At 65.5% G+C, this 26,796-nt stretch carries 24 protein-coding genes and 1 pseudogene; 12 read left to right on the top strand and 13 right to left on the bottom strand.

The annotated features are described in order from the left end of the window. Nucleotides 1–89: 89 nt before the first annotated feature. Nucleotides 90–4,244 carry a DNA-directed RNA polymerase subunit beta gene (rpoB, locus tag IFT67_RS04910; RefSeq protein WP_060526672.1) on the bottom strand — a complete coding sequence of 1,385 codons (4,155 nt, stop codon included), beginning with the start codon at nt 4,242–4,244 and terminating at the stop codon, nt 90–92. Between the two features lie 377 nt (nt 4,245–4,621). Here rpoB and IFT67_RS04905 point away from each other — a divergent pair, with 377 nt between their 5' ends. After that, complete coding sequence (locus IFT67_RS04905) at nt 4,622–5,104, top strand: hemerythrin domain-containing protein (protein ID WP_192145245.1); 483 nt, start codon at nt 4,622–4,624, stop codon at nt 5,102–5,104. Between the two features lie 205 nt (nt 5,105–5,309). Here the strand turns inward: IFT67_RS04905 and IFT67_RS04900 are convergent, their stop codons facing one another. Continuing rightward, nucleotides 5,310–6,056, bottom strand: coding sequence for a M15 family metallopeptidase (locus IFT67_RS04900; protein WP_244647163.1), 747 nt, complete (start codon nt 6,054–6,056; stop codon nt 5,310–5,312). Nucleotides 6,057–6,104: 48 nt separating this feature from the next. Between IFT67_RS04900 and IFT67_RS04895 the strand changes: the two genes are divergently transcribed. The 4 genes from IFT67_RS04895 to IFT67_RS04880 all read left to right on the top strand — a co-directional run bounded on the left by IFT67_RS04895 (nt 6,105) and on the right by IFT67_RS04880 (nt 9,105). Then, the gene (locus IFT67_RS04895) at nt 6,105–6,824 is read left to right on the top strand and encodes an RluA family pseudouridine synthase (protein WP_192145240.1); all 720 of its coding nucleotides are present in this window, start codon (nt 6,105–6,107) and stop codon (nt 6,822–6,824) included. Nucleotides 6,825–6,843: 19 nt separating this feature from the next. Further along, nucleotides 6,844–7,269, top strand: a complete 426-nt coding sequence (arfB, locus tag IFT67_RS04890) for an alternative ribosome rescue aminoacyl-tRNA hydrolase ArfB (protein ID WP_192145238.1) — start codon at nt 6,844–6,846, stop codon at nt 7,267–7,269. 165 nt (nt 7,270–7,434) lie between these two features. Beyond that, complete coding sequence (gene msrC / locus IFT67_RS04885) at nt 7,435–7,917, top strand: free L-methionine (R)-S-oxide reductase MsrC (RefSeq protein WP_192145236.1); 483 nt, start codon at nt 7,435–7,437, stop codon at nt 7,915–7,917. Nucleotides 7,918–8,043: 126 nt separating this feature from the next. After that, nucleotides 8,044–9,105: an RcnB family protein gene (locus IFT67_RS04880; RefSeq protein ID WP_244647162.1), complete on the top strand. Its 1,062-nt coding sequence runs from the start codon at nt 8,044–8,046 to the stop codon at nt 9,103–9,105. Nucleotide 9,106: 1 nt separating this feature from the next. On the opposite strand, the gene IFT67_RS04875 is transcribed toward IFT67_RS04880, so the two are convergent. The 5 genes from IFT67_RS04875 to IFT67_RS04855 form a co-directional block, all read right to left on the bottom strand. Then, nucleotides 9,107–10,549 (bottom strand): hypothetical protein, encoded by a 1,443-nt coding sequence (locus tag IFT67_RS04875; protein WP_192145234.1) that lies wholly within the window; start codon nt 10,547–10,549, stop codon nt 9,107–9,109. 427 nt (nt 10,550–10,976) lie between these two features. After that, a complete protein-coding gene (lpdA, locus tag IFT67_RS04870; RefSeq protein WP_192145232.1) occupies nt 10,977–12,371 on the bottom strand; it encodes a dihydrolipoyl dehydrogenase in 1,395 nt (464 codons plus the stop codon). 18 nt (nt 12,372–12,389) lie between these two features. Further along, on the bottom strand, nt 12,390–12,731 hold the full coding sequence (locus IFT67_RS04865; RefSeq protein ID WP_056052938.1) for an acyl-CoA thioesterase: 342 nt from the start codon (nt 12,729–12,731) through the stop codon (nt 12,390–12,392). 44 nt (nt 12,732–12,775) lie between these two features. Next, on the bottom strand, nt 12,776–12,988 hold the full coding sequence (locus IFT67_RS04860; RefSeq protein WP_056052935.1) for a hypothetical protein: 213 nt from the start codon (nt 12,986–12,988) through the stop codon (nt 12,776–12,778). A 117-nt stretch (nt 12,989–13,105) separates the two neighbouring features. After that, complete coding sequence (locus IFT67_RS04855; RefSeq protein WP_192145230.1) at nt 13,106–14,458, bottom strand: pyruvate dehydrogenase complex dihydrolipoamide acetyltransferase; 1,353 nt, start codon at nt 14,456–14,458, stop codon at nt 13,106–13,108. Nucleotides 14,459–14,580: 122 nt separating this feature from the next. Between IFT67_RS04855 and IFT67_RS04850 the strand changes: the two genes are divergently transcribed. Continuing rightward, on the top strand, nt 14,581–15,036 hold the full coding sequence (locus tag IFT67_RS04850; RefSeq protein ID WP_107961690.1) for a universal stress protein: 456 nt from the start codon (nt 14,581–14,583) through the stop codon (nt 15,034–15,036). Between the two features lie 50 nt (nt 15,037–15,086). Here IFT67_RS04850 and IFT67_RS04845 read toward each other — a convergent pair whose 3' ends face one another. Beyond that, complete coding sequence (locus tag IFT67_RS04845; protein WP_192145228.1) at nt 15,087–15,758, bottom strand: PAS domain-containing protein; 672 nt, start codon at nt 15,756–15,758, stop codon at nt 15,087–15,089. A 189-nt stretch (nt 15,759–15,947) separates the two neighbouring features. Between IFT67_RS04845 and IFT67_RS04840 the strand changes: the two genes are divergently transcribed. Then, on the top strand, nt 15,948–17,231 hold the full coding sequence (locus IFT67_RS04840; RefSeq protein WP_192145226.1) for a M20/M25/M40 family metallo-hydrolase: 1,284 nt from the start codon (nt 15,948–15,950) through the stop codon (nt 17,229–17,231). Nucleotides 17,232–17,262: 31 nt separating this feature from the next. Here IFT67_RS04840 and IFT67_RS04835 read toward each other — a convergent pair whose 3' ends face one another. Together IFT67_RS04835 and IFT67_RS04830 are read right to left on the bottom strand one after the other, a co-directional pair. Beyond that, nucleotides 17,263–19,620, bottom strand: coding sequence for an EAL domain-containing protein (locus IFT67_RS04835; RefSeq protein WP_192145224.1), 2,358 nt, complete (start codon nt 19,618–19,620; stop codon nt 17,263–17,265). Between the two features lie 146 nt (nt 19,621–19,766). After that, complete coding sequence (locus IFT67_RS04830) at nt 19,767–21,524, bottom strand: fatty acyl-AMP ligase (RefSeq protein ID WP_192145222.1); 1,758 nt, start codon at nt 21,522–21,524, stop codon at nt 19,767–19,769. A 106-nt stretch (nt 21,525–21,630) separates the two neighbouring features. On the opposite strand from IFT67_RS04830, the gene IFT67_RS04825 reads away from it, so the two are divergent. The 5 genes and pseudogenes from IFT67_RS04825 to IFT67_RS20920 form a co-directional block, all read left to right on the top strand. Further along, nucleotides 21,631–22,257: a regulatory protein RecX gene (locus tag IFT67_RS04825; protein ID WP_342450560.1), complete on the top strand. Its 627-nt coding sequence runs from the start codon at nt 21,631–21,633 to the stop codon at nt 22,255–22,257. Nucleotides 22,258–22,420: 163 nt separating this feature from the next. Continuing rightward, the gene (locus tag IFT67_RS04820) at nt 22,421–22,972 is read left to right on the top strand and encodes a cold-shock protein (RefSeq protein WP_244647265.1); all 552 of its coding nucleotides are present in this window, start codon (nt 22,421–22,423) and stop codon (nt 22,970–22,972) included. Next, nucleotides 22,969–23,469, top strand: a complete 501-nt coding sequence (locus IFT67_RS04815) for a DUF192 domain-containing protein (RefSeq protein ID WP_192145220.1) — start codon at nt 22,969–22,971, stop codon at nt 23,467–23,469. Before IFT67_RS04820 ends, IFT67_RS04815 begins: the two co-directional genes overlap by 4 nt. 443 nt (nt 23,470–23,912) lie before the next feature. Further along, the gene (locus IFT67_RS04810) at nt 23,913–24,305 is read left to right on the top strand and encodes an NADH:ubiquinone oxidoreductase subunit NDUFA12 (protein ID WP_056060269.1); all 393 of its coding nucleotides are present in this window, start codon (nt 23,913–23,915) and stop codon (nt 24,303–24,305) included. 2 nt (nt 24,306–24,307) lie between these two features. Continuing rightward, nucleotides 24,308–24,736: pseudogene (locus tag IFT67_RS20920) on the top strand (DUF2155 domain-containing protein); the annotation flags it as partial. Between the two features lie 35 nt (nt 24,737–24,771). Here IFT67_RS20920 and aat read toward each other — a convergent pair. From aat to IFT67_RS04790, 3 genes are all read right to left on the bottom strand, one after another. After that, nucleotides 24,772–25,500: a leucyl/phenylalanyl-tRNA--protein transferase gene (gene aat, locus IFT67_RS04800; RefSeq protein ID WP_192145218.1), complete on the bottom strand. Its 729-nt coding sequence runs from the start codon at nt 25,498–25,500 to the stop codon at nt 24,772–24,774. Next, nucleotides 25,497–26,219: a ParA family protein gene (locus IFT67_RS04795; protein WP_192145217.1), complete on the bottom strand. Its 723-nt coding sequence runs from the start codon at nt 26,217–26,219 to the stop codon at nt 25,497–25,499. Before IFT67_RS04795 ends, aat begins: the two co-directional genes overlap by 4 nt. A gap of 109 nt (nt 26,220–26,328) precedes the next feature. Next, nucleotides 26,329–26,712 carry a hypothetical protein gene (locus tag IFT67_RS04790; protein WP_107962197.1) on the bottom strand — a complete coding sequence of 128 codons (384 nt, stop codon included), beginning with the start codon at nt 26,710–26,712 and terminating at the stop codon, nt 26,329–26,331. Between the last annotated feature and the right edge of the window lie 84 nt (nt 26,713–26,796).

Below are 26,796 nucleotides of genomic sequence, written 5' to 3'. Positions count from 1 at the left end.
GCACCCGGTTCGATCTTGGCGCTCCATCACTGGCCGGGAGCCCACCCCCGACCCCTCCCGCGAGCGGGAGGGAAGCTAAATCAACCGCGTTACTCCGCCGCGATCTGGATGCCGTCGCTGTCGAAGCCGGGCTCCGACTGCTTCAGGTCCACATTCAGGCCGAGCGAGCGCATTTCCTTGACGAGCACGTTGAAGCTCTCCGGGATGCCGGCCTCGAACGTGTCGTCGCCCTTGACGATCGCCTCGTAGACCTTGGTGCGGCCGACCACGTCGTCCGACTTCACCGTCAGCATTTCCTGCAAGGTATACGCCGCGCCGTAGGCCTGGAGTGCCCAGACCTCCATCTCGCCGAAGCGCTGCCCACCGAACTGCGCCTTACCACCCAGCGGCTGCTGCGTGACGAGCGAGTACGGCCCGATCGACCGTGCGTGGATCTTGTCGTCGACCAGATGGTGGAGCTTCAGCATGTAGATGTAGCCCACCGTCACCTTGCGATCGAACTGATCGCCGGTGCGGCCGTCGAACAGGTCCGACTGACCCGACGTGTCGAGGCCCGCCAGCGCCAGCATCGCCGAGACATCGGCTTCGCGGGCACCATCGAACACCGGCGTCGCCATCGGCACGCCGCCCTTCAGGTTCTTGGCCAGCTCGACGATCTCGTCACCCGTGCGGGCGTCGATCTCGGCGTGATACTGCTCGCCGTACACCGTCTTGAGGCGATCGCGGACCGCCTCCGGCATCGCACCCGGCTTGGCGTCCGGATTCTCTTCGCGCCACGTCTCGAGAGCCGCGGTGATCGACTGGCCCAGGCCACGTGCGGCCCAGCCCAGATGCGTCTCGAAGATCTGCCCGACGTTCATGCGCGACGGCACGCCCAGCGGGTTGAGCACGATATCGACCGGCGTACCATCGGCGAGGAACGGCATGTCCTCCGCCGGCAGGATGCGGCTGATGACGCCCTTGTTGCCGTGACGGCCGGCCATCTTGTCGCCCGGCTGCAGCTTGCGCTTCACCGCGACGAACACCTTGACCATCTTCAGCACGCCCGGCGACAGCTCGTCACCACGCTCCAGCTTCTCGCGGCGATCGTGGAACTTGTCCGTGATCAGCTTGGCCGCATCGTCATACTGGATCTTGACCGCTTCCAGATCGCTCTGGACCTTGTCGTCGGCGACCGCGAACTTCCACCACTCGTGGCGGTCGACGCTGTCGAGCAGATCCATGTCGATCACGACGCCCTTCTTGACACCCTTCGGCGCCGAGGTGGCGGTCTGGTCGAGCAGCATCTCGCGAAGACGCGACCACGTCGCACGGTTCAGGATCGAACGCTCGTCGTCCGAATCCTTCTTCAGGCGCTCGATCTCCTCGCGCTCGATCGCCATCGCGCGCTCGTCCTTGTCGATGCCGTGACGGTTGAAGACGCGAACGTCGACGACCGTACCCGACACGCCCGGCGGCAGGCGAAGCGACGTATCGCGCACGTCGCTGGCCTTCTCGCCGAAGATCGCACGGAGAAGCTTCTCCTCCGGCGTCATCGGCGACTCACCCTTCGGCGTGATCTTACCGGCGAGGATATCGCCCGGCTCGACCTCTGCACCGATGTAGACGATGCCCGCCTCGTCGAGGTTGCGAAGCGCTTCCTCGCCGACGTTCGGGATGTCGCGCGTGATGTCCTCAGGCCCAAGCTTGGTGTCGCGAGCCATGACCTCGAACTCGTCGATATGGATCGACGTGAACACGTCGTCCTTCACGATCCGCTCGGAGATCAGGATCGAATCCTCGTAGTTGTAGCCGTTCCACGGCATGAACGCGACGAGGCTGTTGCGACCCAGCGCCAGCTCGCCGAACTCGGTCGACGGGCCGTCGGCGAGCACGTCGCCCGCACGAACCGCATCGCCCACCTTCACCAGCGGACGCTGGTTGATGCAGGTCGACTGGTTCGAACGCTGGAACTTCATCAGCGTGTAGATATCGACGCCCGACTTGCCGGCATCGATCTCGCCGGTCGCCCGGATCACGATACGCGCCGCGTCGACCTGGTCGACGATGCCCGCACGCTTGGCCGAGATCGCGGCGCCCGAGTCACGCGCCACGGTCTCTTCCATGCCGGTGCCGACGAACGGCGCCTCGGCCTGGACGAGCGGCACGGCCTGACGCTGCATGTTCGAGCCCATCAGTGCGCGGTTGGCGTCATCGTTTTCCAGGAACGGAATGAGCGATGCGGCGACCGAGACGAGCTGCTTGGGGCTGACGTCCATCAACGTGATGTTGTCGGGCAGTGCCATCAGGAATTCGCCAGCCTGACGCGACGACACCAGTTCCTCGACGAAGCCGTTCGACGAATCGAGCTCGGCGTTGGCCTGCGCGATCGTGTGCTTGGCCTCTTCCATAGCCGACAGGTACACGACGTCGTCGGTCACCTTGTGGTCGACGACCTTGCGGTACGGAGTCTCGATGAAGCCGTACTTGTTGACGCGCGAGAAGCTGGCGAGCGAGTTGATCAGACCGATGTTCGGGCCTTCCGGCGTCTCGATCGGGCAGATGCGGCCGTAATGCGTCGGATGAACGTCGCGGACTTCGAAGCCGGCGCGCTCACGCGTCAGACCGCCTGGTCCAAGTGCCGACACGCGACGCTTGTGGGTGACTTCCGACAGCGGGTTGGTTTGATCCATGAACTGCGACAGCTGCGACGAGCCGAAGAATTCACGAACCGCGGCAACCGCAGGCTTCGCGTTGATCAGGTCGTTCGGCATGACCGTCGAGACGTCGACCGACGACATGCGCTCCTTCACGGCACGCTCCATGCGGAGCAGGCCGACGCGGTACTGGTTCTCGAGCAGCTCACCGACCGAACGGACACGACGGTTACCGAGGTTGTCGATATCGTCGATTTCGCCCTTGCCGTCCTTGAGGTTCACGAGCGTCTTGATGACCTCGAGAATGTCCTCGGTGCGCAGCGTCGTCACGGTGTCCTCGACGTCGAGGTCGAGACGCATGTTGAGCTTGACGCGGCCGACAGCCGACAGGTCGTAGCGATCCGGATCAAAGAACAGACCCGAGAACAATGCCTCGGCCGTCTCCAGCGTCGGCGGCTCGCCGGGGCGCATCACGCGGTAGATGTCGCTGAGGGCCTGCTCGCGCTCTTCGGCCTTGTCGACCTTGAGCGTGTTGCGGATCCACGGACCCGTCGCGACGTGATCGATGTCGAGCAGGTCGAGACGCTCGATGCCTGCCTGGTCGAGCAGTTCGAGGTTCTCGGACGTAACTTCGTCACCGGCTTCGATGTAGATGCGGCCGGTCGACTCGTCGATGAGGTCGTATGCCGAATAGCGGCCGAAGATTTCCTCGGTCGGGATCAGCAGGTCGGTCAGGCCGTCCTTGAACGCCTTGTTCGCAGCGCGTGGGCTGATCTTCTGGCCGTTCGGGAACACGACTTCGCCGGTCTTCGCATCGACGATGTCGAACATCGGCTTCTGGCCACGCCAGTTCTCGACCTGGAACGGAACGATCCAGCCACCCTGGCCGCGGACGAACGTCACGCGGTTGTAGAAATAGTTGAGGATCTCTTCCGACGTCATGCCGAGCGCGTAGAGCAGCGCCGTGACGGGCAGCTTGCGCTTGCGATCGATGCGGACGTTGACGATGTCCTTCGCGTCGAACTCGAAATCGAGCCACGAACCGCGATACGGAATCACGCGTGCCGCGAACAGATACTTGCCCGATGCGTGCGTCTTGCCGCGATCGTGATCGAACAGCACGCCCGGCGAACGGTGCATCTGCGAAACGATGACGCGCTCGGTGCCGTTGATGAAGAACGTGCCGTTCTCGGTCATGAGCGGCATGTCGCCCATGTACACGTCCTGCTCCTTGATATCGATGACCGACTTGGCCTCGGTATCGGGATCGACCTCGAACGCGGTCAGACGCAGCGTGACGCGCATCGGCGCGGCGTAGGTGATCCCGCGCTGGCGGCATTCCTCGACGTCGAACTTCGGCGGCTCAAGCACGTAGTCGTCGAAATCGAGATAGGCGGTGCCGGCGAAATCCTGGATCGGGAACACGCTGCGCAGCGTCTTCTCGAGACCCGAGACGTGGCCGATCGACTTGTCGGAGCGCAGGAACTGCTCGTAGCTCTCGCGCTGGACTTCGATCAGGTTCGGCATCTGCACGACTTCGTGGATGTTGCCGAAAACCTTGCGGATACGGCGCTTTGCAGTGCCGTGTTCGATCGCCTTGGAAGCCATAGGTTTTGTTTCGCCCTATAAAAACTGACGGATCAGTCGTAATTTCGTGCTTGGGAACCCCCAAGCGGGACGCACGTTCACGCAAAAAGGCCGCGCGCATCAGGTGCGGCGGCTCTCAGCGTATGAAACCTCGGTATCCAATACGATCGACACGCTGCGCGACGGCATGTCATTTCCCGGATGCTGTGGTGAGATGCGGATATAGGCGCGCCGTGGCGTCATGTCAAAGGGTGGACGCGATACGGTCGTTTCGACACGGCCGCACTGCCCGAAATACTATAGCGTCAGCCTTGGTCGACGCTATTTGCGTCCGCATCAGGATGTAACGCGTATTTCTAACATCACCGGATGCCATTCGCTGGGGAGTAGGCGACGTCATGAACGATAGGATCGCAGTGCGGACAGCGTCCGACCAGGACCGTGCGAACTGGACCCGGCTGATCGACGATCACGAGAAGATCGCCGGGCAGTGCGCCGAACTCGTCGGCCTGGCGCGACAGTCGAAAACGCAGAGCGCGCTCGCCTCGCGCAAACTGATCGAACTTGCCGTTACAGTTGCCGATCACCTCGGCGTCGAGGACGAGGTCATTGATCGCACCGTCGTGGCGATGGAAGCGCATTGCTCGGCCGATACCATCGCGATGATGGAAGAGGACCTCGACATCCTCCGCTCGGACTGGAAGGCGTTCATCGGCCGCTGGCTGCCGACGATCTCGCCTAAAGACTGGGCCGCGTTCGGGGTTCAGGCGGAGTCGATGCTCGATAGATTGTCGCATCAGGTGAAGCTGGAGACGGAGTTGCTGTACGATCATGCGCTGCGTGATGGCGTCGTGCGCCCGGGCGGCCTTGTGCTGCACTGAGGAGGGCGGGGCAGCCAGCCGGATCGTTGCTCCCGTTCTCCTCCCCAAAAGACCTACCACCCCGGCGGAGGCCGGGGCCCAGTTGGAAAGGTGGCAATAACGAAGCGTTGCCCGTCGTCAGCACCGTTCCCCAACTGGGCCCCGGCCTCCGCCGGGGTGGTAGTGCTTTCTGGGATACGCAGCCCCGATCAAACTGGTCTTTCTTCTACCGCCGCTTCTTTTTCGACGGTACGACCACCACCGGCGCCACCGGCACCGGCGGTTGCACGGTAACCTTCACCACCAGCGGCAAAACCCCCGGATCCGCCGGATACTCCCGCCGAGCCCGCGCAAACACGAACCGGGCCTTTGCCGCCCCAGGCGCACTCTCGCTTGCCCCGACCCAGCGCCAGTGCCACGGCTCCCACTTCACATGCTGCTTGTTCCCACCGGGAAAGCTTTGCTCGAACCCGAACCGCGGGGCGTTCAACCGCAGCCAGCGCGCCGCAGGCGTAGCGGCCATGCACGCCTCGGCGTCAGGACACCCGTTCGCCGGACGCACCGCGAAGTCCAGCGCATAGCCGGTCGAATGCTCGCTATACCCCGGCGGCGCGACCGAGATCGCGCGATCGGCCGGGCTGCCAGTCTCGCCGCGACAGAACACGCTGCGTTGGCGCGCGATCGACCGCTGGCACGACAGCGCACGAAGCTGACCCATCACCGAAGGATCGCCCTGCGCCGCCGCGAACAGCCGCAACAGGTCGGACAATATGTCGGCGCGCACTACGCACGGATTGCCCACCGAATACTCGGACGGCAGCGTCACCAGCTCGGTCTCGGGCGCATCGCCATATGGCAGATGTCCGAACGCACGACCGTCGGGCGCGATGGCGGCACTCTGTCCCTCGCACAATTGTGCTTCCGCGATCGTGGGGGCGAACAGGAGCGCGAGGGCCAGCGTGCGGTGCAACATTGACGCAAGCTCTGGCACGCAGGCGCTAATGATGGCAAGGGCGGCGCCATGCATGGTGAACGCGTACTCTTCCTCGACGGCGAGGCCCTGGTGATCGACAAGCCCGCAGGGCTGCCGGTCGATCCGCCCCGCGATGGCTCGCTGAGCCTCGAAAATCATCTCGAAAGCCTGAAGTTCGGCTTCCAGCGCTGGCCGAAGGCGGTGCACCGGCTCGACCGCGACACGAGCGGCTGCCTCTTATTGTCGCGCAACCCCAAGGCACACGCTCGGTTGCAGCAGGCGTTCGAGCAGGGCCTCGTCTCGAAACGCTACGTCGCGCTGCTCGACGGCGTGGTCGAAGGCACGTCGGGATTGATCGAGATGGCGCTGGGTAAAGTCAGCACGGCCGAGACCGGCTGGCGGATGGTCGAGGACCCCGACGGCAAGAAGTCGCGCACCAAGTGGCGTGTGCTGGAGATCAAGGACGGCCGCTCGCTGGTCGAATTCCTCCCCGAGACCGGCCGCACGCATCAGATCCGCGTCCACGCCGCGAGCGGCCTCGGTGCGCCGGTGGTCGGCGACGGCGTGTACGGCAAGGCCGACGGGCTCGGCATGATGCTCCACGCGCAGCGACTGATCGTCCCGCGCCCGGGCAAGCCCGACGTGCTCGCCGAAGCGCCGCTGCCCGAGCGCTTCGCCAAGGCCGGTTTCGCCGATGAGGCTGCCGCGGTTGCCGACGTCGCTCCGACTGCCGACGCGGTAACGACGCCCGACTCCACCGACGGCTGATAGCCGAGGGCAGGGGCTGATGGTCGCGATCCCGATCACCCGATCGATCTCGATCGACGACAGCGAACTGATCGAGAGCACGACGCGCTCGAGCGGTCCCGGCGGTCAGCACGTCAATACCACCGACAGCGCGGTGATCCTGCGCTTCGACGTCGGCCTTTCGCCCGGTCTGCCGCTCGCGGTGAAGAACCGCATCGCCGTGCTTGCCGGATCGCGACTGACCCGCGACGGTGTGCTGGTGCTGCGCAGCGAGGGTTCGCGATCGCAGTTGCTCAACCGCCAGGAAGTCCGCGAACGCCTCGTCGCGCTGATCAAGGAAGCGACGATCGTCCCCAAGGCACGCCGCGCGACCAAGCCGTCGAAAGCAGCGAAGGCGCGGCGGGTCGACACGAAGAAGGTGCGCAGCGGCGTGAAGGCGGGTCGAGGGAAAGTCCGCGACGATTGAGCGATTCATGGTCAGGTGCCATCCCTCCGCCCCGTCACCCCAGCAAAAGCTGGGGCATCCTTGAGGAACGGACCGCCGGCGCCAACATGGAGATCCCAGCTTTCGCTGGGATGACGGATTTTGGAGCGTGCTAGTTCCATCAAGGCGCCGACCAAGGAAGACACCATGTACCAGTTCGATATCTCCGCCGGCACGAAGGCCGATCTCTACCGCGACCTGCTCGCCGCGCTCGATGCGCTAACGACGGACGAAGCCGATCCGATCGCCAATATGGCGAATGCGGCGGCGCTGGTGTGGGAATATCTCCCCGACCTCAACTGGGCGGGGTTCTACCGGCTGGTGGAAGGTGAGCTCGTCCTCGGGCCATTCCAGGGCAAGGTCGCGTGCATCCGCATCCCGGTCGGCAAGGGCGTCTGCGGTGCCGCCGCCGCGACGCTGAAGACGCAACTGGTCGAGGACGTGCATGCGTTCCCGGGACACATCGCCTGCGACGCGGCAAGCCGGTCGGAGCTGGTGGTGCCGGTGACGAGGGATGGCGCGCTGATTGCGGTGCTCGATCTCGACAGCCCGGAGCCTGCGCGGTTCGATGCCGAGGATGCGGCAGGCTGCGAGGCGCTGGCGAGGTTGCTCGGCCAGCGGCTCGGCTAGCACCGGTCCGACGCGCCCCGTTTCGGGACAGCACGCCTTCTGGCGACTCCATCGTGCGCTTGGTAAGCAACACCTCAAGATATCCGGCGTTTGCGCTGGATCGGGTGGCAAACCAGGGAGACGGACATGCGGATGCTTTTGATCGCGGGCGCGGGCGCGGGGCTGGCGTTGGCAGGCGGCGTGGCAGAAGCGCAGCGCCCGACCCCGGGTGCGAGCTATCCTGCTCCCGGCATCGCGATGCAGGCGCCGATGGCCCGCCCGAACCGCCCCGGTCCGATCGCCGCGCGCGCACCTGTCGTGCGGGCTCCGACGCGACCGGTCAACGCTCAGCGTACGTCGCGCTGGGGCAGCAAGATCGGCGGTCGCTGGTGGGGTGGTGCGAACGCCCCGGGCGGCTGGGCCGGGTATCGTCGCCCGCACCGCGGCTGGGCCGTGCCGGGCTATTGGAACACGCCGCGCTTCTACGTCGGCGACTGGTCGAACTACGGTCTCGCACAGCCACCCCAAGGCTATAACTGGGCGCGCTACTACGACGACGCCGTGCTGATCGACTCGCGCGGTTCGGTCTACGACACCGCAAGCGACATCGACTGGGATCGCGCCGGGGGTGGCGACTACGCGGCGATCAGTCCGCACGACTATGCGGCTAACGACTCGGTCTATGCGGGTCCCGACGAGCGTGGGTACGCCGCGCCTTACGAGGATCGCCCTGCACCGCGTCGCGACAACGGTCTGGGTGGCGCTGCGATCGGTGCAGTGGCCGGCGGCGTCGCTGGCAACGTCATCGGCGGGCGTGGCAATCGTCTCGGCGGAACGCTGATCGGTGCAGGTGTCGGCGCCGCGGCCGGCTATGCGATCGACAAGAGCGAAGACCGCGGTCGGCGCGCACCGCCGCCTCCTGGATATGGCGCGGGATATGCGCCGCCTGCATACGCCAGCGATTATCCGCCACCAGTGCCAGCCTACGGCGCCGGCGATCAGCAACCGCGCGGGTATACCGTAGCGCCGGGCGGTACCTGGACGTCGCCTGATGGCGCGACGACGGTGATGACGACTAGCGGCGGCGCGTATCCGGCCGGCTCGACGACGGTGGTGGTGCAGTCCGTGCCCGTTACTACGACCACCACCACGACCGAATATTATGACGCAGTACCGTCTCCGCGGAGGAAAGTGCGGCGCCGCCGGTGATTCAGCCGAGCATCCCGGCATAGGTCTGCGGCGGCTGGGGCAACAGCACGCGCGCTGCAATGCCGCCGCCGACTACGATAACGAGTGCCCCTGCGCCGACCACGAGTATCTTGCGCGGCATGGGACGGTCGGCGAGTAGGACGCTCGCCACCGCGGTCGCGATCATTGGCCACAGATGGTAGCGCAAGTCAGACGCGATGCTCAGGGCTGCGAAGCTCGCCTCGAGCGCAATCGCGGACACGAGCAATGCGATGGCGAGATCGCGGGCCGGATCGCGCGGGCGCGCGAGGCTCGCGAGGCTCGCGAGGCTCGCGGCAAGCGCGGTGATGGCGACAACGATCCACGCGATCGGCCATCCGAGCGGCGTCTCGACGACCACTGCCGTCAGCGCTTCCCAACTCCGGGCTGCGGCACCGGGGTCGGCCAAGCCTAGCGTATTCGGTTCGGACGCGGCGGGCGGCGCCGCGCTCGGCCAGTGGAACGGGACCAGCCAGCGATCGGTGGAGTTCAGATGCGCGAAGCGGTGCCCGGCATAGGCGATCGGATGATGCAGCGCTGCGGATGCCAGCGTGACATAAAGCGTCGCGGTCGGCAGTGCGCGCAGACGCTCCATCGTCGTCGCGCAATGCGCGTCGTCGCCGAGCGGATCCCAAAAGAACGGCTTGGCGCAACGGCGGGCGATCACGGTTGTCGCTTCCGACCGGGTGAGGCCGGTGGTGTCGCTGCCCGGTGCCCGTGCGGCGATGCCGGCAAGGTCGTAGAGCGCCTGCGTTGCCTCGACGCCGCTTGGTTGTGCGCGGAGCATCTGGTGGTTCACTATCGGTGCGACGGCGAGCACGAGCACCACCGCGACAAGCCCAGTGACAAGTTTCGCGAGCGGGTGCGTCGGGCGCGGGGCAAGCGTCACGAGCAGCGGAACGACGATGAAGACGGCGTTGGCGCGGACCAGCACGGCGTAGGCGAGCAGCAGCGCGACCGGCACGCACATCGCGCGGGGAAGCGGACGGCGCGCAAGACGCCACCAGCCGATGATGCCAACCGCCCCGAGCAGCGCACCGGCGAGTTGCGCGTCCTTGAGGACGACGCCCTGCCAGCCGAGAAAGGGTGGGAGCAGGCCGATCGCAAGGATCGCGACGGCGCTGCGGGGCCGCCCGACCCGGGCTAGCGCGGCGGCGATCAGGCCAAGGCCCAGCCAGTAGGTGAGAAGTTGCAGAACGAGCATCGGTCTCGCGCCGGAGCCGAGCGGCGCGATCAGCGACCAGACGCGCGCCATAGCGGGGGGGTGCCAATCGTCGTACACGCCCGACAGGACTTGCTGGTATTGCGTGACGGTGTCGTACATCGCGGTGCCCGGCCAGAAGATCGCGAGCGAGGCGATGCACAGCGCGGCCGCGCCGATGGCGATATGGCGCTGCGTGAGGCGGGCGGCAGGTTCGATCGGCATTTGCGGGTCCTGCACCGTTGACTTGGAGGGCTACGAAATCCTGCTGGCAAGACCTCTCGGCTGGCGCGACCTTTCGATGCGGCATGCGCGAGGGTCAAGAGATATAGGGCCGAAACGGGATGGTTTGCCCGGATCGGTCGGCCGGTCGGGTATCGCGACCGTCGGAATGCCGTGTCCGACAAGAAACGTACGCCCCATGCGCCTAGTCACCCTGACGAAGGTCGGGATCCAGAGCCACCAGTAGCTGCGGGCTGTACCCTGGGTCGGACGGCGAAGGTCGCGGCATCGTGCTCGTATTTCCCGCTAGGGGAGGTGGCGCCGAAGGTGTCGGGGGGGGGGGGAGGGCACAGGCGAAACGTTATCGCCTCCGCCCCCTTCCGTCAGGCTAAAGCCTGCCACCTCCCCTTTGCGGGGGAGGATCGATTGCTCAGTAGTGGATCGCCCGGCCATAGGCGGCGAGGACGCTCTCGTGCATCATCTCCGACAGCGTCGGATGCGCGAAGACAGTTTCCATCAGTTCGGCTTCGGTCGTCTCAAGCTGGCGCGCGACGACATAGCCCTGGATCAGCTCGGTGACCTCCGCGCCGACCATGTGCGCGCCGAGCAGTTCGCCGGTCTTCGCATCGAACACCGTCTTCACGAAGCCCTCGGCCTCGCCGAGCGCGATCGCCTTGCCGTTGCCGATGAAGGGGAATTTGCCGACCTTCAGCTCGTAGCCCGCTTCCTTCGCCTTCGCCTCGGTCATGCCGACCGACGCGACCTGTGGGCGCGAATAGGTGCAGCCGGGGATGTTGGCCTTGTCCATCTGGTGCGGCGAACTGCCGGCGATCTTCTCGACCGCGATGATGCCCTCATGGCTCGCCTTGTGCGCGAGCCACGGCGCGCCGGTGACGTCGCCGATCGCCCAGATCCCGTCGACGTTGGTGCGGCCATAGCCATCTGTCTTGATGTGGCCGCGATCGGTCTCGACGCCGAGCGCCTCCAGCCCGATATTCTCGGTGTTGGGGACGATGCCGATCGCGATGATCGCGTGGCTGAAGGTCTCTTCCGAAACCTTGCCGTCCTTTGCCTTGATCTTCGCCGTGACGCCGTTCGCCGAGGGCGCGAGACCTTCGAGGCCGGTCTGGGTCAGCAGCTTGATGCCCTGCTTCGACAGCGCCTTATCCATGAACGCGGAGACTTCCTCGTCCTCGACGGGGAGGATGCGCGGGAGCATCTCGACGATCGTCACGTCGGCGCCCATGTCGTTGTAGAAGCTGGCGAACTCGACGCCGATCGCGCCCGAGCCGATGACGAGCAGCTTGGTCGGCATCTCGGTCGGCACCATCGCGTGGCGGTAGGTCCAGATCCGCTCGCCGTCAGCCTTGGCGAACGGCAGGTCGCGCGCGCGGGCGCCGGTTGCGACGATGATGTTCTTGGCTTCCAGCTCGACGGTCTTGTCGCCCTGCTTGACGCTCAACTTGCCCTTAGCCGTGACGGTGCCGACGCCCTCGACGACAGTCACCTTGTTCTTCTTCATCAGGCCCTTCACGCCCGCATTCAGCTGTCCCGCAACCTTGCGCGAACGATCGACGATCTTGGCGAGATCGAAGCCGACATTGTCCGCCTTGAGCCCGTAGCTCTCGGCGTTCTGCATGTAATGATAAATTTCCGACGTGCGGAGCAGCGCCTTGGTCGGGATGCAACCCCAGTTGAGGCAGATGCCGCCCAGCCGCTCGCGCTCGACGATCGCGACCTTCAGGCCGAGTTGCGACGCACGGATCGCGGCGACGTAGCCGCCGGGGCCCGAGCCGAGGATGACGAGATCATAGGTATCAGCCACGGTAGAGTCCTTTGAAAATCAGTTGGTTTCGGGCGGCACGGGCCGCGGTTTGCGATCGTCGCCGACCGCCACGAAGATGAAGCGAGCCTGGGTCACCTTGCAGCTGTCGTTGCTGTGGCGCGCGCGGCGCCAGGCCTCGACCTCGATCGTCATCGAGGTGCGGCCGACCGCGCTCAGGTCGGCATAAACCGAGACTTCGTCACCGACGACGACCGGCATGTGGAATTTCATCGCGTCCGCTGCGATCGTGACGGCACGGCCGCCGCTGCGCCGGGACGCAACCGAGCCGGCCGCAAGATCCATCTGGCCCATCAGCCAGCCGCCGAAGATGTCGCCATACGGGTTGGCGTCGGCGGGCATCGCGGTCACGCGGATCGTCGGGGCCTTGTTGGGAGGCAGGTCGGTCACGCTTCACTCCTGCGGGTCGTTTGGTCGAGACGGCGGGCGCGGCGCAGCGGTCCCACGCCCATCAGCATGGTCGCCACCATCGCCGCGGCACCGCACGACCAGATCACGTCCTGCCCGAGAGGGTAGGACCATGCCGCCGCCCAGGTGATCGCGATTGCGACGACGAGGCCTGCGAGGATGTGCAGGATCTCGATGGTCGTCTTCTTCATGTCGAACACCCCCCTAAACCGTTCGCGCCGAGCGCAGTCGAGGTACATGAGTCTCATGCCCTTCGACTTCGCACAGGGCGAACGGAGTGGGGGAGGTGAAAGTCCATGTCCGTCAGACTACGCCAGCATGCCCAGCGGGTTCTCGACGAGATGCTTGAACGCCTTCATGAACTGCGCGCCATCGGCACCGTCGATCGCGCGGTGATCGAAGCTGCCGGTCGCCGACATGACGGTCGCCACGGTCAGTTCGTCGCCGACGACGTACGGACGCTTCTCGCCCGCGCCGACCGCGAGGATCATCGCCTGCGGTGGGTTGATGACCGCATCGAACTGCGTGATGCCGAACATGCCCATGTTGCTGATCGAAGCGGTACCGCCCTGATATTCCTCGGGCTTCAGCTTGCCGTCGCGGGCGCGGGCGGCGAGGTCCTTCATCTGCGTCGAGATCGACGACAGCGAGGCGGTATCGGCACCGACGATGATCGGCGTGATCAGCCCCGACGGCGTGCTGACCGCGACCGAGATGTCGGCCCGCTGGAAGGTGATCAACTGGTCGGGCGTGAACATAACGTTGCAGGTCGGCACCTGCATCAGGGCGACGGCCTGCGCCTTGATCAGCAGGTCGTTGACCGACAGCTTCACGCCGCGCGATTCGAGGCTCTTGTTCAGCTCGCCGCGCAGCTTGAGCAGCGCGTCGAGGCGGATGTTCACGGTCAGATAGATATGCGGGACGGTCTGCTTCGACTCGGTCAGGCGCCGTGCGATGGTCTTGCGCACGTTGCTGAGCTTGGTCGCCTCGTGCGGAATATCCGGCACCGCTGCAGGCTTCGCGGCAGTAGCCGGAGCAGCGGACGCCGTCGGCGCAGAGGCTTCGGTCTTCGCAGCAGCCGGAGCCGCACCCGGCTTGGCGCTGTCGACGTCGGCCTTGACGATCCGCCCCTTCGGCCCCGAACCGGACACGGCGCCGAGATCGATCCCCTTGTCGGCAGCCAGGCGACGCGCGAGCGGGCTCGCCTTGACGCGGTCACCGCTGGCAGCGGGCTTGGCCGCGCCAGCATCATCGGGACGACCGTGATCCTCAGCTGACGCCTCGGTCCGCTCGACCGGCTTGGACTCGCTGCCGGTGTCGTTCGGATCTTTGGGGTCGGGCTTGGCTTCCGATTCCTTCGCGGCCGGCTCGGGCGTCTCGCTCTTGGTCGGCGTAGACGAGACCGACGACGCGTCCTCGCCCTCTTCGGCGATGATCGCGATGACGGTCCCGACCTTCACATTGTCGGTACCCTCCGCCACAAGGATCTTGACCACTGTGCCTTCGTCGACGGCTTCGAACTCCATTGTCGCCTTGTCGGTCTCGATCTCGGCCATCAGGTCGCCGGATTTCACGACGTCGCCCTCCTTGATCAACCATTTGGCGAGGGTACCCTCCTCCATGGTCGGGGACAGGGCAGGCATCTTGATCTCGATCGACATGGATTTCCCCAGGGCGTGACGTAACGGCATGCCTACTCGCGCCCTCGTCCGCTCGGGTCAACCCCGGCGCACTTGCGTATCGACCCGCCTCGGCCCAATTACCGGCAATAACGGGGGCGAAAATGCGCATTTATCTGGTGGTTATCGACGATAGTCCGGAAGCTGGCATCGCGTTGCGGTTCGCGGCCCGGCGTGCGGTAAAGACCGGCGGCGGCGTGGAGATCCTCACCGTTATCCCGCCGCAGGAGTTCATCGCGTTCGGCGGCGTCCAGGCGACGATCGAGGAGGAAGCGCGGTTGCACGCCGAGGGGTTGGTCGCCGGTGCCGCGGGTACGCTGATCGAGGAATCGGGACTTCGGCCGTCGATCACGGTGCGTGAAGGCGAGGCCGCCAAGATCATCCGCGAGATGATCGAGGCGAACCCCGATATCGCGGCGCTGGTGCTCGGGGCTGCGGCAAGCGGGGCACCGGGCGAACTGATCGCGCATTTCGCGGGCACAGACGCGGGCGCGCTACCCGTTCCGGTCATGATCATTCCCGGATCGCTGACCCGCGAGGCGATCGACAGGCTCAGCTAGCGATCGGCTTGGATAGCAACGGGCTGCCAACTACAGTCTGGATATAGCGTTTAGCTGACTTCCATTACGGGCTGAGTTGCGAGCAGTCGTTCGATACCGTCGATGCCGGTCTGGGTGAGTTGCAGCGCGTCGAGATCGGCGTGAGGCGGCTCGATCAGCGATCGGGTCTGGAGTACCCGGATCCACCGGCCGAGCGTCGTGCGAGACATGCTCAAGGCGTCGGCGACCATGTCGATACTGGCGATCCGGCCTTCGGCTTCGGCAACGTACACGATCAGCAGCGTCGTCCAGGCGTGATCGGCGAACAGATCTGAGCCAAGCGTTTCGTCGCGCGCGCGCATGACCCCCAGCAAGCTCTTTGCGCGTTGCCAGAGGCGGTAGGGCATGTCCGCGGGGTCGATGACGTCGACCGCGGTAGGGATGGTCGAGAGCGTGCCGACGAGATGACCCGTCTGACCGCTGCCGAGTCGCGACACCTGAACCTCCAGCGTCAGGCTATCGCCCTCGCCACCGATATAGCGCTTCCTGATTTTCGCGGAATTTCCGTTGGGTTGAAGCGCAATGACCTGCGAACGGTTACGGGCAAGATCATCGGGGTGGGTGATGGCGAGATAGGACAGCCCGACCAACTGTTTCTGGGTGCGCTGCAACAATGTCGCGACCGTTTCGTCTACCGCCTGGATAACGCCGTCACCGTTCGAAATAGAGTGGCCAATGATCATCGTCGTTCCTGCAGCCCCACGAACATCTTTACCAACCACGCCAAAATTTCTGCAACATGGATTATGCAGTTTCGTTTCAAGCCATTGGTAGGACGTACGAATAGTTGCTGGCGTGCTAAATATCGGTCGATTGTAAAAATATCATGATCGCGGCTTGAGCCGCGGGTCGGTTCGATCCAAGATCGTGGAATGTCCATCCTTGTCGCTCCGCTGCTACTTGCAGCCGTCGCCGCGTATCCTGCTCCATCTCCGGCACGACTGGAGGCCGATGTCACAACGATGGTCGGTTTCGGCACTCGTCATACCGCGTCGACCACGACCGATCCGAAGCGCGGCATCGGTGCCGCCCGGACCTGGGCCGCTGACCGGTTCAACGCGATTTCGGCAACCTGTGGCGGATGCATCACCGTCGACCGCATCTCGCGGCGCTTCACCGGACCGCGCGCACCGACCGGTGTCGTCGTCGAGGACGTGCTCGGTATCCAGAAGGGCCGCAATCCGAACCGCGTCGTGATCGTCGGCGCGCATATCGACAGCCGTGTCACCGACGTGATGAACGTGACGTCGGATGCGCCCGGCGCGAATGACAATGCGTCGGGCGTCGCGCTGGTGCTGGAGGCCGCACGAGTGCTGTCGCAGCGCCAGTTCGACGCGACGATCGTCTACGCGGTGTTCTCCGGCGAGGAGCAGGGCTTGTGGGGTGCCGAACTGCTCGCCGACACCGCCAAGGCTCGCGGCTGGCAGGTCTCGGCGATGCTCAACAACGATATCGTCGGCAACACGGTCGGGCAGGGCGGCGTGCGCGTCGCTGACAAGATTCGCGTGTTTTCGGAAGGCATTCGCGCATCGGAGGATCTCGTCGCGCAGCAGGGGCGCCGGGCGGAGGGCGGCGAGGACGACGGTCCCAGCCGCGCCTTGGCGAAGGCGATCGACGGAATCGCGCGCGGTATTCCCGGTGGACTAGATGTGATGCTCGATCGCCGGCCGGACCGGTTCGGACGCGGCGGCGATCACGAGCCGTTCCTGAAGCTCGGCTATCCCGCCGTACGCTTCTCGGTCGCGGCAGAAAATTGGGACCACCAGCACCAGGATCTGCGCACCGAGAAAGGCGTGGTCTACGGCGATACGATCGCCGGCATGGACTTCCCGTACCTTGCGAAGGTGACCGCGATCAACGTCGCGACGCTGTCGCGGATCGCCAGCGCACCCGCGGCGCCCGAGGACGTGTCGATCGCAGGGGCATTATCCCGTGACACGACGGTGAAGTGGACGGCCGTACCGGGCGCTGCCGGCTACCGCGTGCGGTGGCGTCGCAACGATGCGCAGAGCTGGACCGAGACCCGCGATGTCACGGGGGCCGGGACGGTTTTGACGCAGGTTCCGGTCGACGACAATTTCGTCGGCGTGTCCGCGCTTTCAGCTGCGGGGGCGGAAAGTCTCGTGAGCTTCGCCGGGCGCGAAGGGCGACGTTGAATGTCGCGTCCGTCGGGCTGTTCGCGGTCGATCAGGCAGCGGCGGACGCTCTCCAGCGCCGGTTGGCGAGCGCGCGCGCTTCCTCCACGGGCAGGGGGCGGCCAAAGTAGAAGCCCTGGACCTTGGTGCAGCCGAACTCCTGAACCATGCGGTGTTCGGCCTCGGTCTCCACGCCCTCTGCCGTCGTCGCCATGTCGAGGCTTTTCGCCAGCGCGATGACCGCGTGGACGATCGCAACCGCCTCGCGCATCCCCTTGGCGGCATCGCGAACGAAGCTGCGGTCGATCTTGATCGACGAAAAACGCGTGCGGCTGAGATAGCCGAGTGAAGAATAGCCGGTCCCGAAATCGTCGAGACTGAGGCGGACGCCGAGATCGAGCAGGCGTTCGAGCACCTTCGTCGCGCCAAGCCCCTCGTGCATGAAGACGCTTTCCGTGACCTCGAGCTCGAGGCGTTCGGCCGATAGCCCGGTGTTTGCCAGCGCGGACGTGACGGTGGTCACGAAGCTCGGATTCTGGAGCTGATTGGCGGAGATGTTCACCGCGATGCGAATGTCCGACGGCCATTTGGCCGCTTCCTCGCACGCTGTACGCAATACCCAGGCTCCGATAGGAGCGATCAGGCGCGCATCCTCGGCGAGCGGAATGAACTTGCTCGGTGCAATGGTGCCGTACGCCGTGCTGACCCATCGCAGCAACGCCTCGAAGCCCAACAGGGCGCCGGTGCCGGCGTCGACGACCGGCTGGTATTCGAGATGCATTTCGCCATTCTCGACGGCGGTGCGCAGCGCCAGTTCCAGCACCCGGCGCTCCTCGGCCTTGACGTGAAGTTCGGGCTCGTACGTCCGGTACACGCCGCGCCCGGCGTCCTTGGCACGGTACAGCGCTAAGTCGGCGGAGCGCACGAGCATCTCGGCGGTACGACCGTCACGCGGGCCTACCGCGATGCCGACGCTGACCCCAATGTACAACGTATGTGCGTCGATTTCGTAGGAATGGGACAGCGACTCGATGACTCGCTGCGCCAGGCCTTCGATCGCGACGGTGTCGCTCGCATCGCGGACGATCACCGCGAACTCGTCGCCGCCGAGCCGGCCGCACAGATGATCGTCGTCCATCAACTGGGCCAGGCGTTCAGAAACCTGGCCCAGCAAGCGGTCGCCGATCGGGTGACCGAGCGTGTCGTTGACCGCCTTGAAGCGATCGAGATCGAGCATCATGAACGCATAGCGGCCGCCCCAGATGTCCGCCTCCGCCATCGTCTTCACGAGCGTCTCGTTGATCATCAAGCGGTTGGGCAGGCCGGTGAGCGTATCGAACCGGGCCATGCGGTTGATCTTATCCGCGGATGCGCGCTGTTCGGTTACGTCGGAGCACACACCACGAAAACCCACAAATTCGCCGTCGTCGCCAAAGCGGGGCGAGGCCGCGAGTTCCCACCAGCGATCCTCGCCACCGATCTGCACCAGCAGCCGCAAATCGCGAAAGCTCTGCCGCATCTTCATCTTTTCGGCGAGCGTGCGCAGGCCGGCCGTGAAGTCGCCCGTATCCCAGCTTGGCCCCGCCAGCACCTGCAGGAACGGCATGCCCTCCAGGCCCCGCGCATCGAGCCCACAGGCGAACGCAAAGCGTGACGACGCCCGGACGATCCGTCGTGCGACATCGGTTTCCCAGAGCCAGTCGGCGCCGGTTTCCTCGAACTCGCGCAGCAACAGGCTGACCGTCTGGTCGCGTTCGTCGAGTGCGATCTCGGCAGCGCGGATCAGGACGAGCGTCCGCGCGCGGCTGACGCAGACGATCATCAACATCAGCGTGAAGCCGAAAATGCCCACCGCGGCTGCGCTGGCGCCGGCCATCGCCAGTTGGACGACCATCGCCGTGCCGAGATACCCGAGGAAGATCAGCGTCGCGAGCGCGAGCGGCGCCATCGCGAACGCCGCCGCGATCATCAAGACCGCAAGCGTTATGCCGAGGCCCGCGGTCGTTCCCGACGGTGCGTGGGTACAGAACAGCACGGGCACGATCGACCATGTAAGACCGAGCGCGAGCCCCTCCCATCCGGTGTTCCGGACGTCGCGGACGCTGGCATAGCTATCGCCGCGATGATTCGTCGCGAGCCGACGAAATCCGACGACCAGTGCAACCGTGAGAATCGAGACGGCCCAGCCGACGATCTGCCAGGTAGGGACGAAGCCACGCACCAGAAAGGCCGTGGTCAACGTCGCGCAGATGTTCGCGACCAGCACGAACAACGCCAACCTGCGCCCCGCAAAGAGCTGCGCGGCACGGATACGGCTCCATTCGAGATGATCCACGCCGCCGCGCAATCCAAGCAACGTCGGCGTATCAACCGTGAACCGGCGTGATGGAGAGGGTGATCTGATGTTCACGGGATCAGTGTAAAACAACCTGGTTAGCAGATCGTTGGTAATCCACCGAATTGGATGTAATTAACACCCGGCATGATGCTAAGTACTGGACGACACCTACTTTGTCGGCACGAACTTTTTCAGTGCCGGTCCGAGTCGCGATGGTTTCACGCTGCAATGTCATACGGCTTTATATCGCCGCTGAGGTACAGATTACGCGCTTTCGCACGGCTGAGCTTGCCTGACGACGTGCGCGGCAAGGTGCGCGGCGGGATCAGTTCGATCAGGCAGTTCATGCCCGTCACCGAACGGACGCGCTCGCGGATCTCGTCGCGCAGGCGCAGGCGTTCGGCTTCGTCGGAGCTGCGGCACTGGACCAATACGGCGGGGGTTTCCTCGCCGCCGGGCGTCGTGATCGCGAACGCGGCGATGTCGCCCGCCTTGAAGCCGGGAAGCTGTTCCACTGCCCATTCGATGTCCTGCGGCCAGTGGTTCTTGCCGTTGACGATGATCATGTCCTTGGCGCGGCCGACGATGTAGATGTAGCCGTCCGACATATAGCCCATGTCGCCGGTATCGAGCCAACCGCCGGACATGCACGCCTCGGTCGCGGCGTCGTCACGGAAATAGCCGACCATCACCGACTTGCCCTTGCACCAGACCTTGCCGATCGCGCGCTCGGGAAGCGGCGTGCCGTCCTCTTCGCGGATCTCGATCTGCATGTCGCGGACCGGCTTGCCGCAGTTGACGATTGCCCGGTAGCGCTGCGGACGGTCCCCGCCGCGGCTACCACCTGAGAGCTGGGTTTCCTCGACGAGTTCGACTCGGATGCCTTCGCCCGGCGGCATCAGCGATACCGCTAGCGTCGCCTCGGCAAGGCCGTAGCTCGGCAGGAACGCACTCGCCTTGAAGCCGGCATCGGCAAAGGCATCGACGAACGACTGCATCACGTCGGGGCGGATCATGTCGGCACCGTTGCCCGCGACACGCCAGCGCGACAGGTCGAAGCGGTCGCTCGCCTTGGTCTGCGAGGACATGCGGCGCGCGCAGATATCGTAGCCGAAGGTCGGCGAATAGCTGAGCGTCGTGCCTTCGTTGCGGCTGATGAGATCGAGCCACGCGAGCGGACGGCGCGCGAAATCCTCGGTCTTGAGGTAATCGGTCGAGACCTGGTTGGCGATCGGCGACAGGAAGCAGCCGACCAGCCCCATGTCGTGATACCAGGGCAGCCACGAGACGCAGCGATCGGTGTCGCAGACCTCCATGCCATGGCTGTGCGCGGCGAGGTTGTTGAGCAGCGCGGCGTGCGTGATGACGACGCCGTGCGGAAAGCGCGTCGAGCCGCTCGAATATTGGAGGTACGCGATGTCGTCGGGCTTGGCTTGGGGCAGCGTCGCGGCCGGTGTCTCGCGCACGGCGAACTCGGACCAGTCGATCCCGACGGTACCCGACAGGCGCGCGGCCTCGCCGGCCATCTGTGCCAGTTCGGGCGGGAAGATCAGCATCTTCGGATCGCAGCTCGCAAGCTGGACGCGGAGCTGTTCGATGTACGAATCGCGGCCGCCGAACGAGGTTGGCAGCGGCAGCGGCACGGGCCATGCGCCGGCATAGACGACGCCGAAGAACAATGCGGCGAACTCGGGACCGGTCTCCGCGACCAGCGCGATGCGATCGGCAGGCGCGACGCCGGCGGCGATCAGGCGATCCGCCATCGCACGCGCGTCGGTGCGGAGTTGCGAATAGGGGTAGGGCTGCGACAAAGTGCCGCGGGCGTCGTGAAAATTAAGTCCGCGGTTACCGCTTGCGGCGTAATCGAGCGCTTCGCCCAAGGTGCCGAAATCGGCGAAGCGGCGCGGCAGGGCGTCCTGGGTCGGCGTCGCGGTGATCGCGGTCTGGCCGTCCTTCTGAAGCGTCTCGGTCGTCATCGCAGTTCCTGTCTCTGGCGTCTTGCCCGGCATGGCGGCTGAGCGCACCTCGCCTATTTCTAGTCTAGCCGTTCAACTTCGGGTGTCAGTGTGGCACAATGATGGCGTGTCCGACGATGACGACCCCGATCGCGCGACAGGGCGCCCCAAAACCCGCGGTAAAGAGCGGTCCGCCGGCCGTGGCAACACGCGCAAGGCCGACCGCGCGCCGCCAAAGCCGATCGATGCCGCCGCGCTGGAGCGGATGGCGCTGCGCTATGTCGAGCGGTTCGCGACCACGCGGGGGCGGCTCACCGATTATCTGATGCGCAAGATCCGCGAGCGGGGTTGGGATGGTGGCTCTGCCGCGGCGTTGGCCGAGCCCGGCGAGCTCGCGCAACGGATGGCCGATCTGGGTTATGTCGACGACCGTGCGTTCGCCGAGCAACGTGCTGCTGCGATGCAGCGCCGAGGGCTGGGCGCGCGGCGTGTCGCGGGAGCCTTCCGCGAGGCCGGAATCGATGATGGCGATGCGGAATCGGTCGCGCCTGCGATTGCCGATCGTGCGGTCGAATCTGCACTCGCCTTTGCCCGGCGGAAGCGAATCGGACCGTACGGCAACGGCGAGGCGGACAGGAAACTTCAGGAAAAACAGCTCGCCGCGATGCTGCGCGCCGGTCACCGGTTCGACCTGGCGCGCAAAATTGTTGCTGCACCGCCGTCCGATACGCCGGAATTGGTGGATTTCGATTGAGTTCGGCAACGGATTCGTTGCGGTAGCGACGAAGCGTGCTATCTCGGCGTTCAGGGGTGTGACAATGCGTAACGACACGCAACAGGATGCGGACATGATAGTCGCGGCGGTATCGCCGGCCGTAGCGATGGCGACGCCGATGGTGGGGCCGATAGCGACGCCTATGGTGGTGCCGATCGCTGCGACCGTCGCGAACGGTGAAGACGTGCGCGCGATCGGTGGCGTCATCAAATGGTTCGACGTGACCCGGGGCTTCGGATTCGCGGTCGCGGACGACGAGGACGTGGGCGATATCCTCGTACATTTCTCCGTGCTGCAATCGCATGGCCGTCGCAGCCTTCCCGAGGGTGCGCGCGTCGAGACGCTGTCGGTCCAGCGCGGTCGCGGCTTTCAGGCGCGCGAGATCGTGTCGATCGACATGACCAACGCGGTCGAGGAGGTCGTGCGCGCCGTGTCCTCGCCCGATCGGGTCGATCCGATTGCGATGATCGACGCGGCGGGACCGTTCGAGGCGGCATCGGTGAAGTGGTTCAACCGGTTGAAGGGTTACGGCTTTCTGGTACGGAGTGCCGATGGCAGCGACATCTTCGTCCATATGGAAACGCTGCGCCGCGCCGGAATCGAGACGGTCGAACCCGACCAGCCGCTCCGCGCGCGCGTGGTCGAAGGGCGCAAGGGACCGCTTGCCGTCGCGGTCGAAGAGGATCCTGGATGAATCTGGTTGCGAAGGCCGTGTTGGCCGCGGTGCTGGCGCTGGGCGTCGGCGCCGGGGGTGTCGCGTACATGAATAGCAGCGCCGACACCGAAGCGGCGAAGGACGGCACGCTTGGGCTGGCGATCAAGAGCGCGAACGGGGCGCATGCGTTCCGGGTCGAGAGCGCGAAGACGGAGGCCGAGCAGGCGCGCGGACTGATGTTCCGCACCGACCTGAAGCCCGATCGCGGGATGCTGTTCTGGCCGTATCCCGCCACCGGCGGCAAGCCGGTGGAGGCGAACTTCTGGATGAAGAACACGCCGAGTTCGCTGGATATCATCTACATCCGTAGCGACGGGACGATCGCGCGGATCGCGGAGAATGCCGTGCCGTTTTCGGAAGTGCCGATACCGTCGGGCGAGCCGGTCGGAGCCGTACTGGAACTGATGGGCGGACGGGCTGCGGAACTGGGGATCGCCGAGGGTGATCTGGTGACGTGGGACAAGGCGGCGAAGTAGGCGGGGGCGGTTTGTCGTACGTCTAACAATGTCATCCCACCGCGCGATATCGTTGAAGCAATTACACCGCCCCGGCGAAGGCCGGGGTCCAGTTGGGGGACGTCGCCAACTGATGCCGCGCTCCGTTACCGCGGCTTTTCCAACTGGGCCCCGGCCTTCGCCGGGGTGGTGGCCTTGCTTGAAGCGTCCTCTAAAAGTTGCGGGTCGGTGAGGGCTAACCCTTCCAAGTAGAAAAGACTGTTTCCCCGCGAAGGCGGGGACCCAGACTGGGCTCCCGCCTTCGCGGGAGAACAAGGAAGCGGGAACCGTTGCAGGCAAGGGTCCCTAATCACAACGGCGAACCTCCACGATCCTCCCCCCAGCAAGGGAAGGATTGAGAGTAGGGGCGGCCTTCCCCCATCATCATGGTTGAAGCCCGCCGCCAGTCGGGTTAAGCGCCAGCCATGGGCTTTCTCGCATCGACTTTCACGTGGTGGAACGGCGCCACCCTCGGCACCAAATTCGGCTTGCGCAGCATGGCGAAGAAGGGCGAGGACGCGCTTGGCAACGTCTATTACGAAGGCGGCAAGGACACCGCCGGCAACCCGCGCCGCTGGGTGATCTACCAGGGCGCGACCGACGCGAGCCGCGTGCCGCCCGCGTGGTTCAGCTGGCTGCATCACCAGGTCGACGATGTGCCCGATCGCGCATTGCCGCCGATCCGTGCGTGGCAGAAGCCGGCCGTGCCGAACATGACGGGTACGGCGCTCGCCTATCGTCCTGCCGGTGCGCTCGAAAAAGGTGGCCATCGTGCCGCTGCGACGGGCGATTACGAAGCCTGGACGCCCGAAGGGTGATCATGCGCTGGCTCGCCGCGGCCGTGTTGGTCGTGGCGTTGGCGGTGGGCGGCTGGTTCGGATACCGCGCGCTCACCTCGCCTGCGGCGCCGGTTGCCACGGTTCAGCAGGACCTCCCCGGTCCGGATGAGGCCGGCAATTCGTCGATCGAGACGATCGAGACCGGTACGGCGGCGATCGCCAATGGCGGCACCCCGATGGTGCAGCGGGTTGCCGTGCTGGGCCTGCTCAACAAGCGTAACGGCGAAACCCATGACGTGACGCTCAAGCCCGGCCAGTCGACCCGGATGGGCGACGTCGTGCTGCGCCTCCGCGCGTGCGAGCAGACCGCGCCGTGGGAACAGGAGCAGCTGACCGGCGCCTTCGTGCAGGTGCTGGTGCGTGGTGTCGACACGCATTGGCGTCGGTCGTTCTCGGGCTGGTTGTACAAGGAACGCCCCGCGCTGAACGCGGTCCAGCACCCGATCTACGACGTCTGGACCAAGAGCTGTGCGATGACCTTCCCGGAGACCGGCCCCGATACTGCGCCGCCCGCGGAGGCCTTGCCGGCCAAGCGATCGAGTGCGCGGAAATCGCCCGCGGATGCGACGCCCGCCGCGGCCGACGCGCCGAGCGCGCCTTCGAGTGAAGCGCCCAGCAACGCGACGTAATCCGCGCGGTCGATCTCGATCGCGCCGAGCGAGGCGAGATGCGAGGTCTGGAACTGGCAGTCGAGCAGTGTGAAGCCGCCGGTCCGCAGGCGCGCGACGAGGTGCGCTAGTGCGACCTTGGAGGCGTCGGTGGCGCGGCTCACCATGCTTTCGCCGAAGAACGCGCGGCCCAGCGCGAGGCCGTAGAGCCCGCCGACCAGCTTGCCGCCGTCCCAGCATTCGACCGAATGCGCGAACCCCATTGCGTGGAGCGTCTGGAAGACGCGCTCGATGCCGTCGTTGATCCACGTCTCGGGGCGTCCCTCGACACTCTCCGCGCAGAGCTGCACGACACGCTCGAACGCGGTGTCGACGGTGACCTGAAACCGGTCTGCGGCGATCGTCTTCCTGAGCGAGCGGGAGAGCTGGAACCCGTCGAGCGGCAGGACGGCGCGGCGGCGCGGTTCGACCCAATACACGCTGGCGGCGTCGCGACTGTCCGCCATCGGGAATACGCCGACCGAATAGGCGCCCAGCACCAGTTGTGGGTCCAGGATGTCGCTCATGCGGCTAGCCGGTGTTCGATCCGACGCCAGAGATCGGCGAACGCCTGCGCGGCGGTCGAGCGGGGGGCGAACGCACCGACCGGCGCGCGCTTGACCGCCATCGATTCGATCCCGCTCGCCATCGGGATGACCGGCCAGTCGGGGTGACGGGACAGCGCCTCGGCGTGCAGCGCGCGACGTTTGTCGACCATCACGTGGACGGGGAGCAACGGCGTGCGACCGCCGAGATGCTGGACGACCGCGTCGTACGCTCTGGTCGAGAGCGGGGAGGGGATGACGGGGATGACGATCAGGTCGGCGGCGCGCATGACCTGGTCCGCGGTCTCGGTCAGCCCCGGCGGGCAGTCGAGGATCACGCGGTCGTAGCTGGCGAGTTCGGACAGCAGCTTGGCGAGCCGCTTCTTCTTGTCCAACTCATGGAACAGCTGGTCGAGACCGCGCAGCGACGCGTCGGCAGCGATCAGGTCGAGATGTGGGTAGGCGGTCGGCCGCGCCTGTTTGGCGACCGCGATGTCCTTCGAGAACATCGCCTGCGCCTGGTCGGTCTTGGCTCCGACTCCATGGGGTCCGCCGAGTACCCAGGTCGAGGCGGCCTGCGGGTCGAGATCCCAGAGCAGCGTGCGGCGCGCGGACAATGTCGCGGCGCACCAGGCCAGGTTCACCGAAAGCGTCGTCTTCCCGACGCCGCCCTTGAGGCTGTAGATCGCAACGGTTGCCATCGGCCTAGCGTGCCGGTCTGCGGCGATCAGGGCAAGAGTGCGCGGCGCAAAGAAAAACGGCCGGCGGATGATCCGCCGGCCGTTTTAGAACAAACAAGACGTCGAAGACTTACGCGTGGCAGGTCTGGGCGGACTTGCCGGGCGCGGTCAGCGTGACGTTGGTCTCGCTGCCGGTCATCGACCAGCCGCCCTCGGCGGTCTTCGGCGCACCGGCAACGTCCGACTTCAGCGTCGTTGCGGGGCCATCCTTTTTGGTCTTGACGACGGCCTGCTTGTCGCCCTGGAAGAACGTCACGAACAGCAGGCTGTTGTCCTTGCAACGCAGCGTTGCCTCGGACTTGATCGCGGGCGGCAGCTCGACCGGCGCGGCGTTGGCGAGCGTATTCGCCATCGGATCGGGATTGCTATCCAGCACCTCGGGCGAAGCGGGCTTGGAGTTGCAGGCTGCCAGCACGAGCAGCGCGGCGACGGCGGTCATGGGGAGGATTTTCATAGCGGCCATCGCTTCGCGCATGCAGCATTGGGCGTCAAGGTTTATGGTTTACGCTACGGCCCGATCGCGATGAACGGGGGAGCC

This window comes from Sphingomonas sp. CFBP 13728 (assembly GCF_014841895.1).
In the GTDB taxonomy this organism is placed as follows: Bacteria; Pseudomonadota; Alphaproteobacteria; order Sphingomonadales; family Sphingomonadaceae; genus Sphingomonas.
Note: the sequence above shows the minus strand (reverse complement) of the source record. Positions and strands in the feature narration are given on the sequence as shown.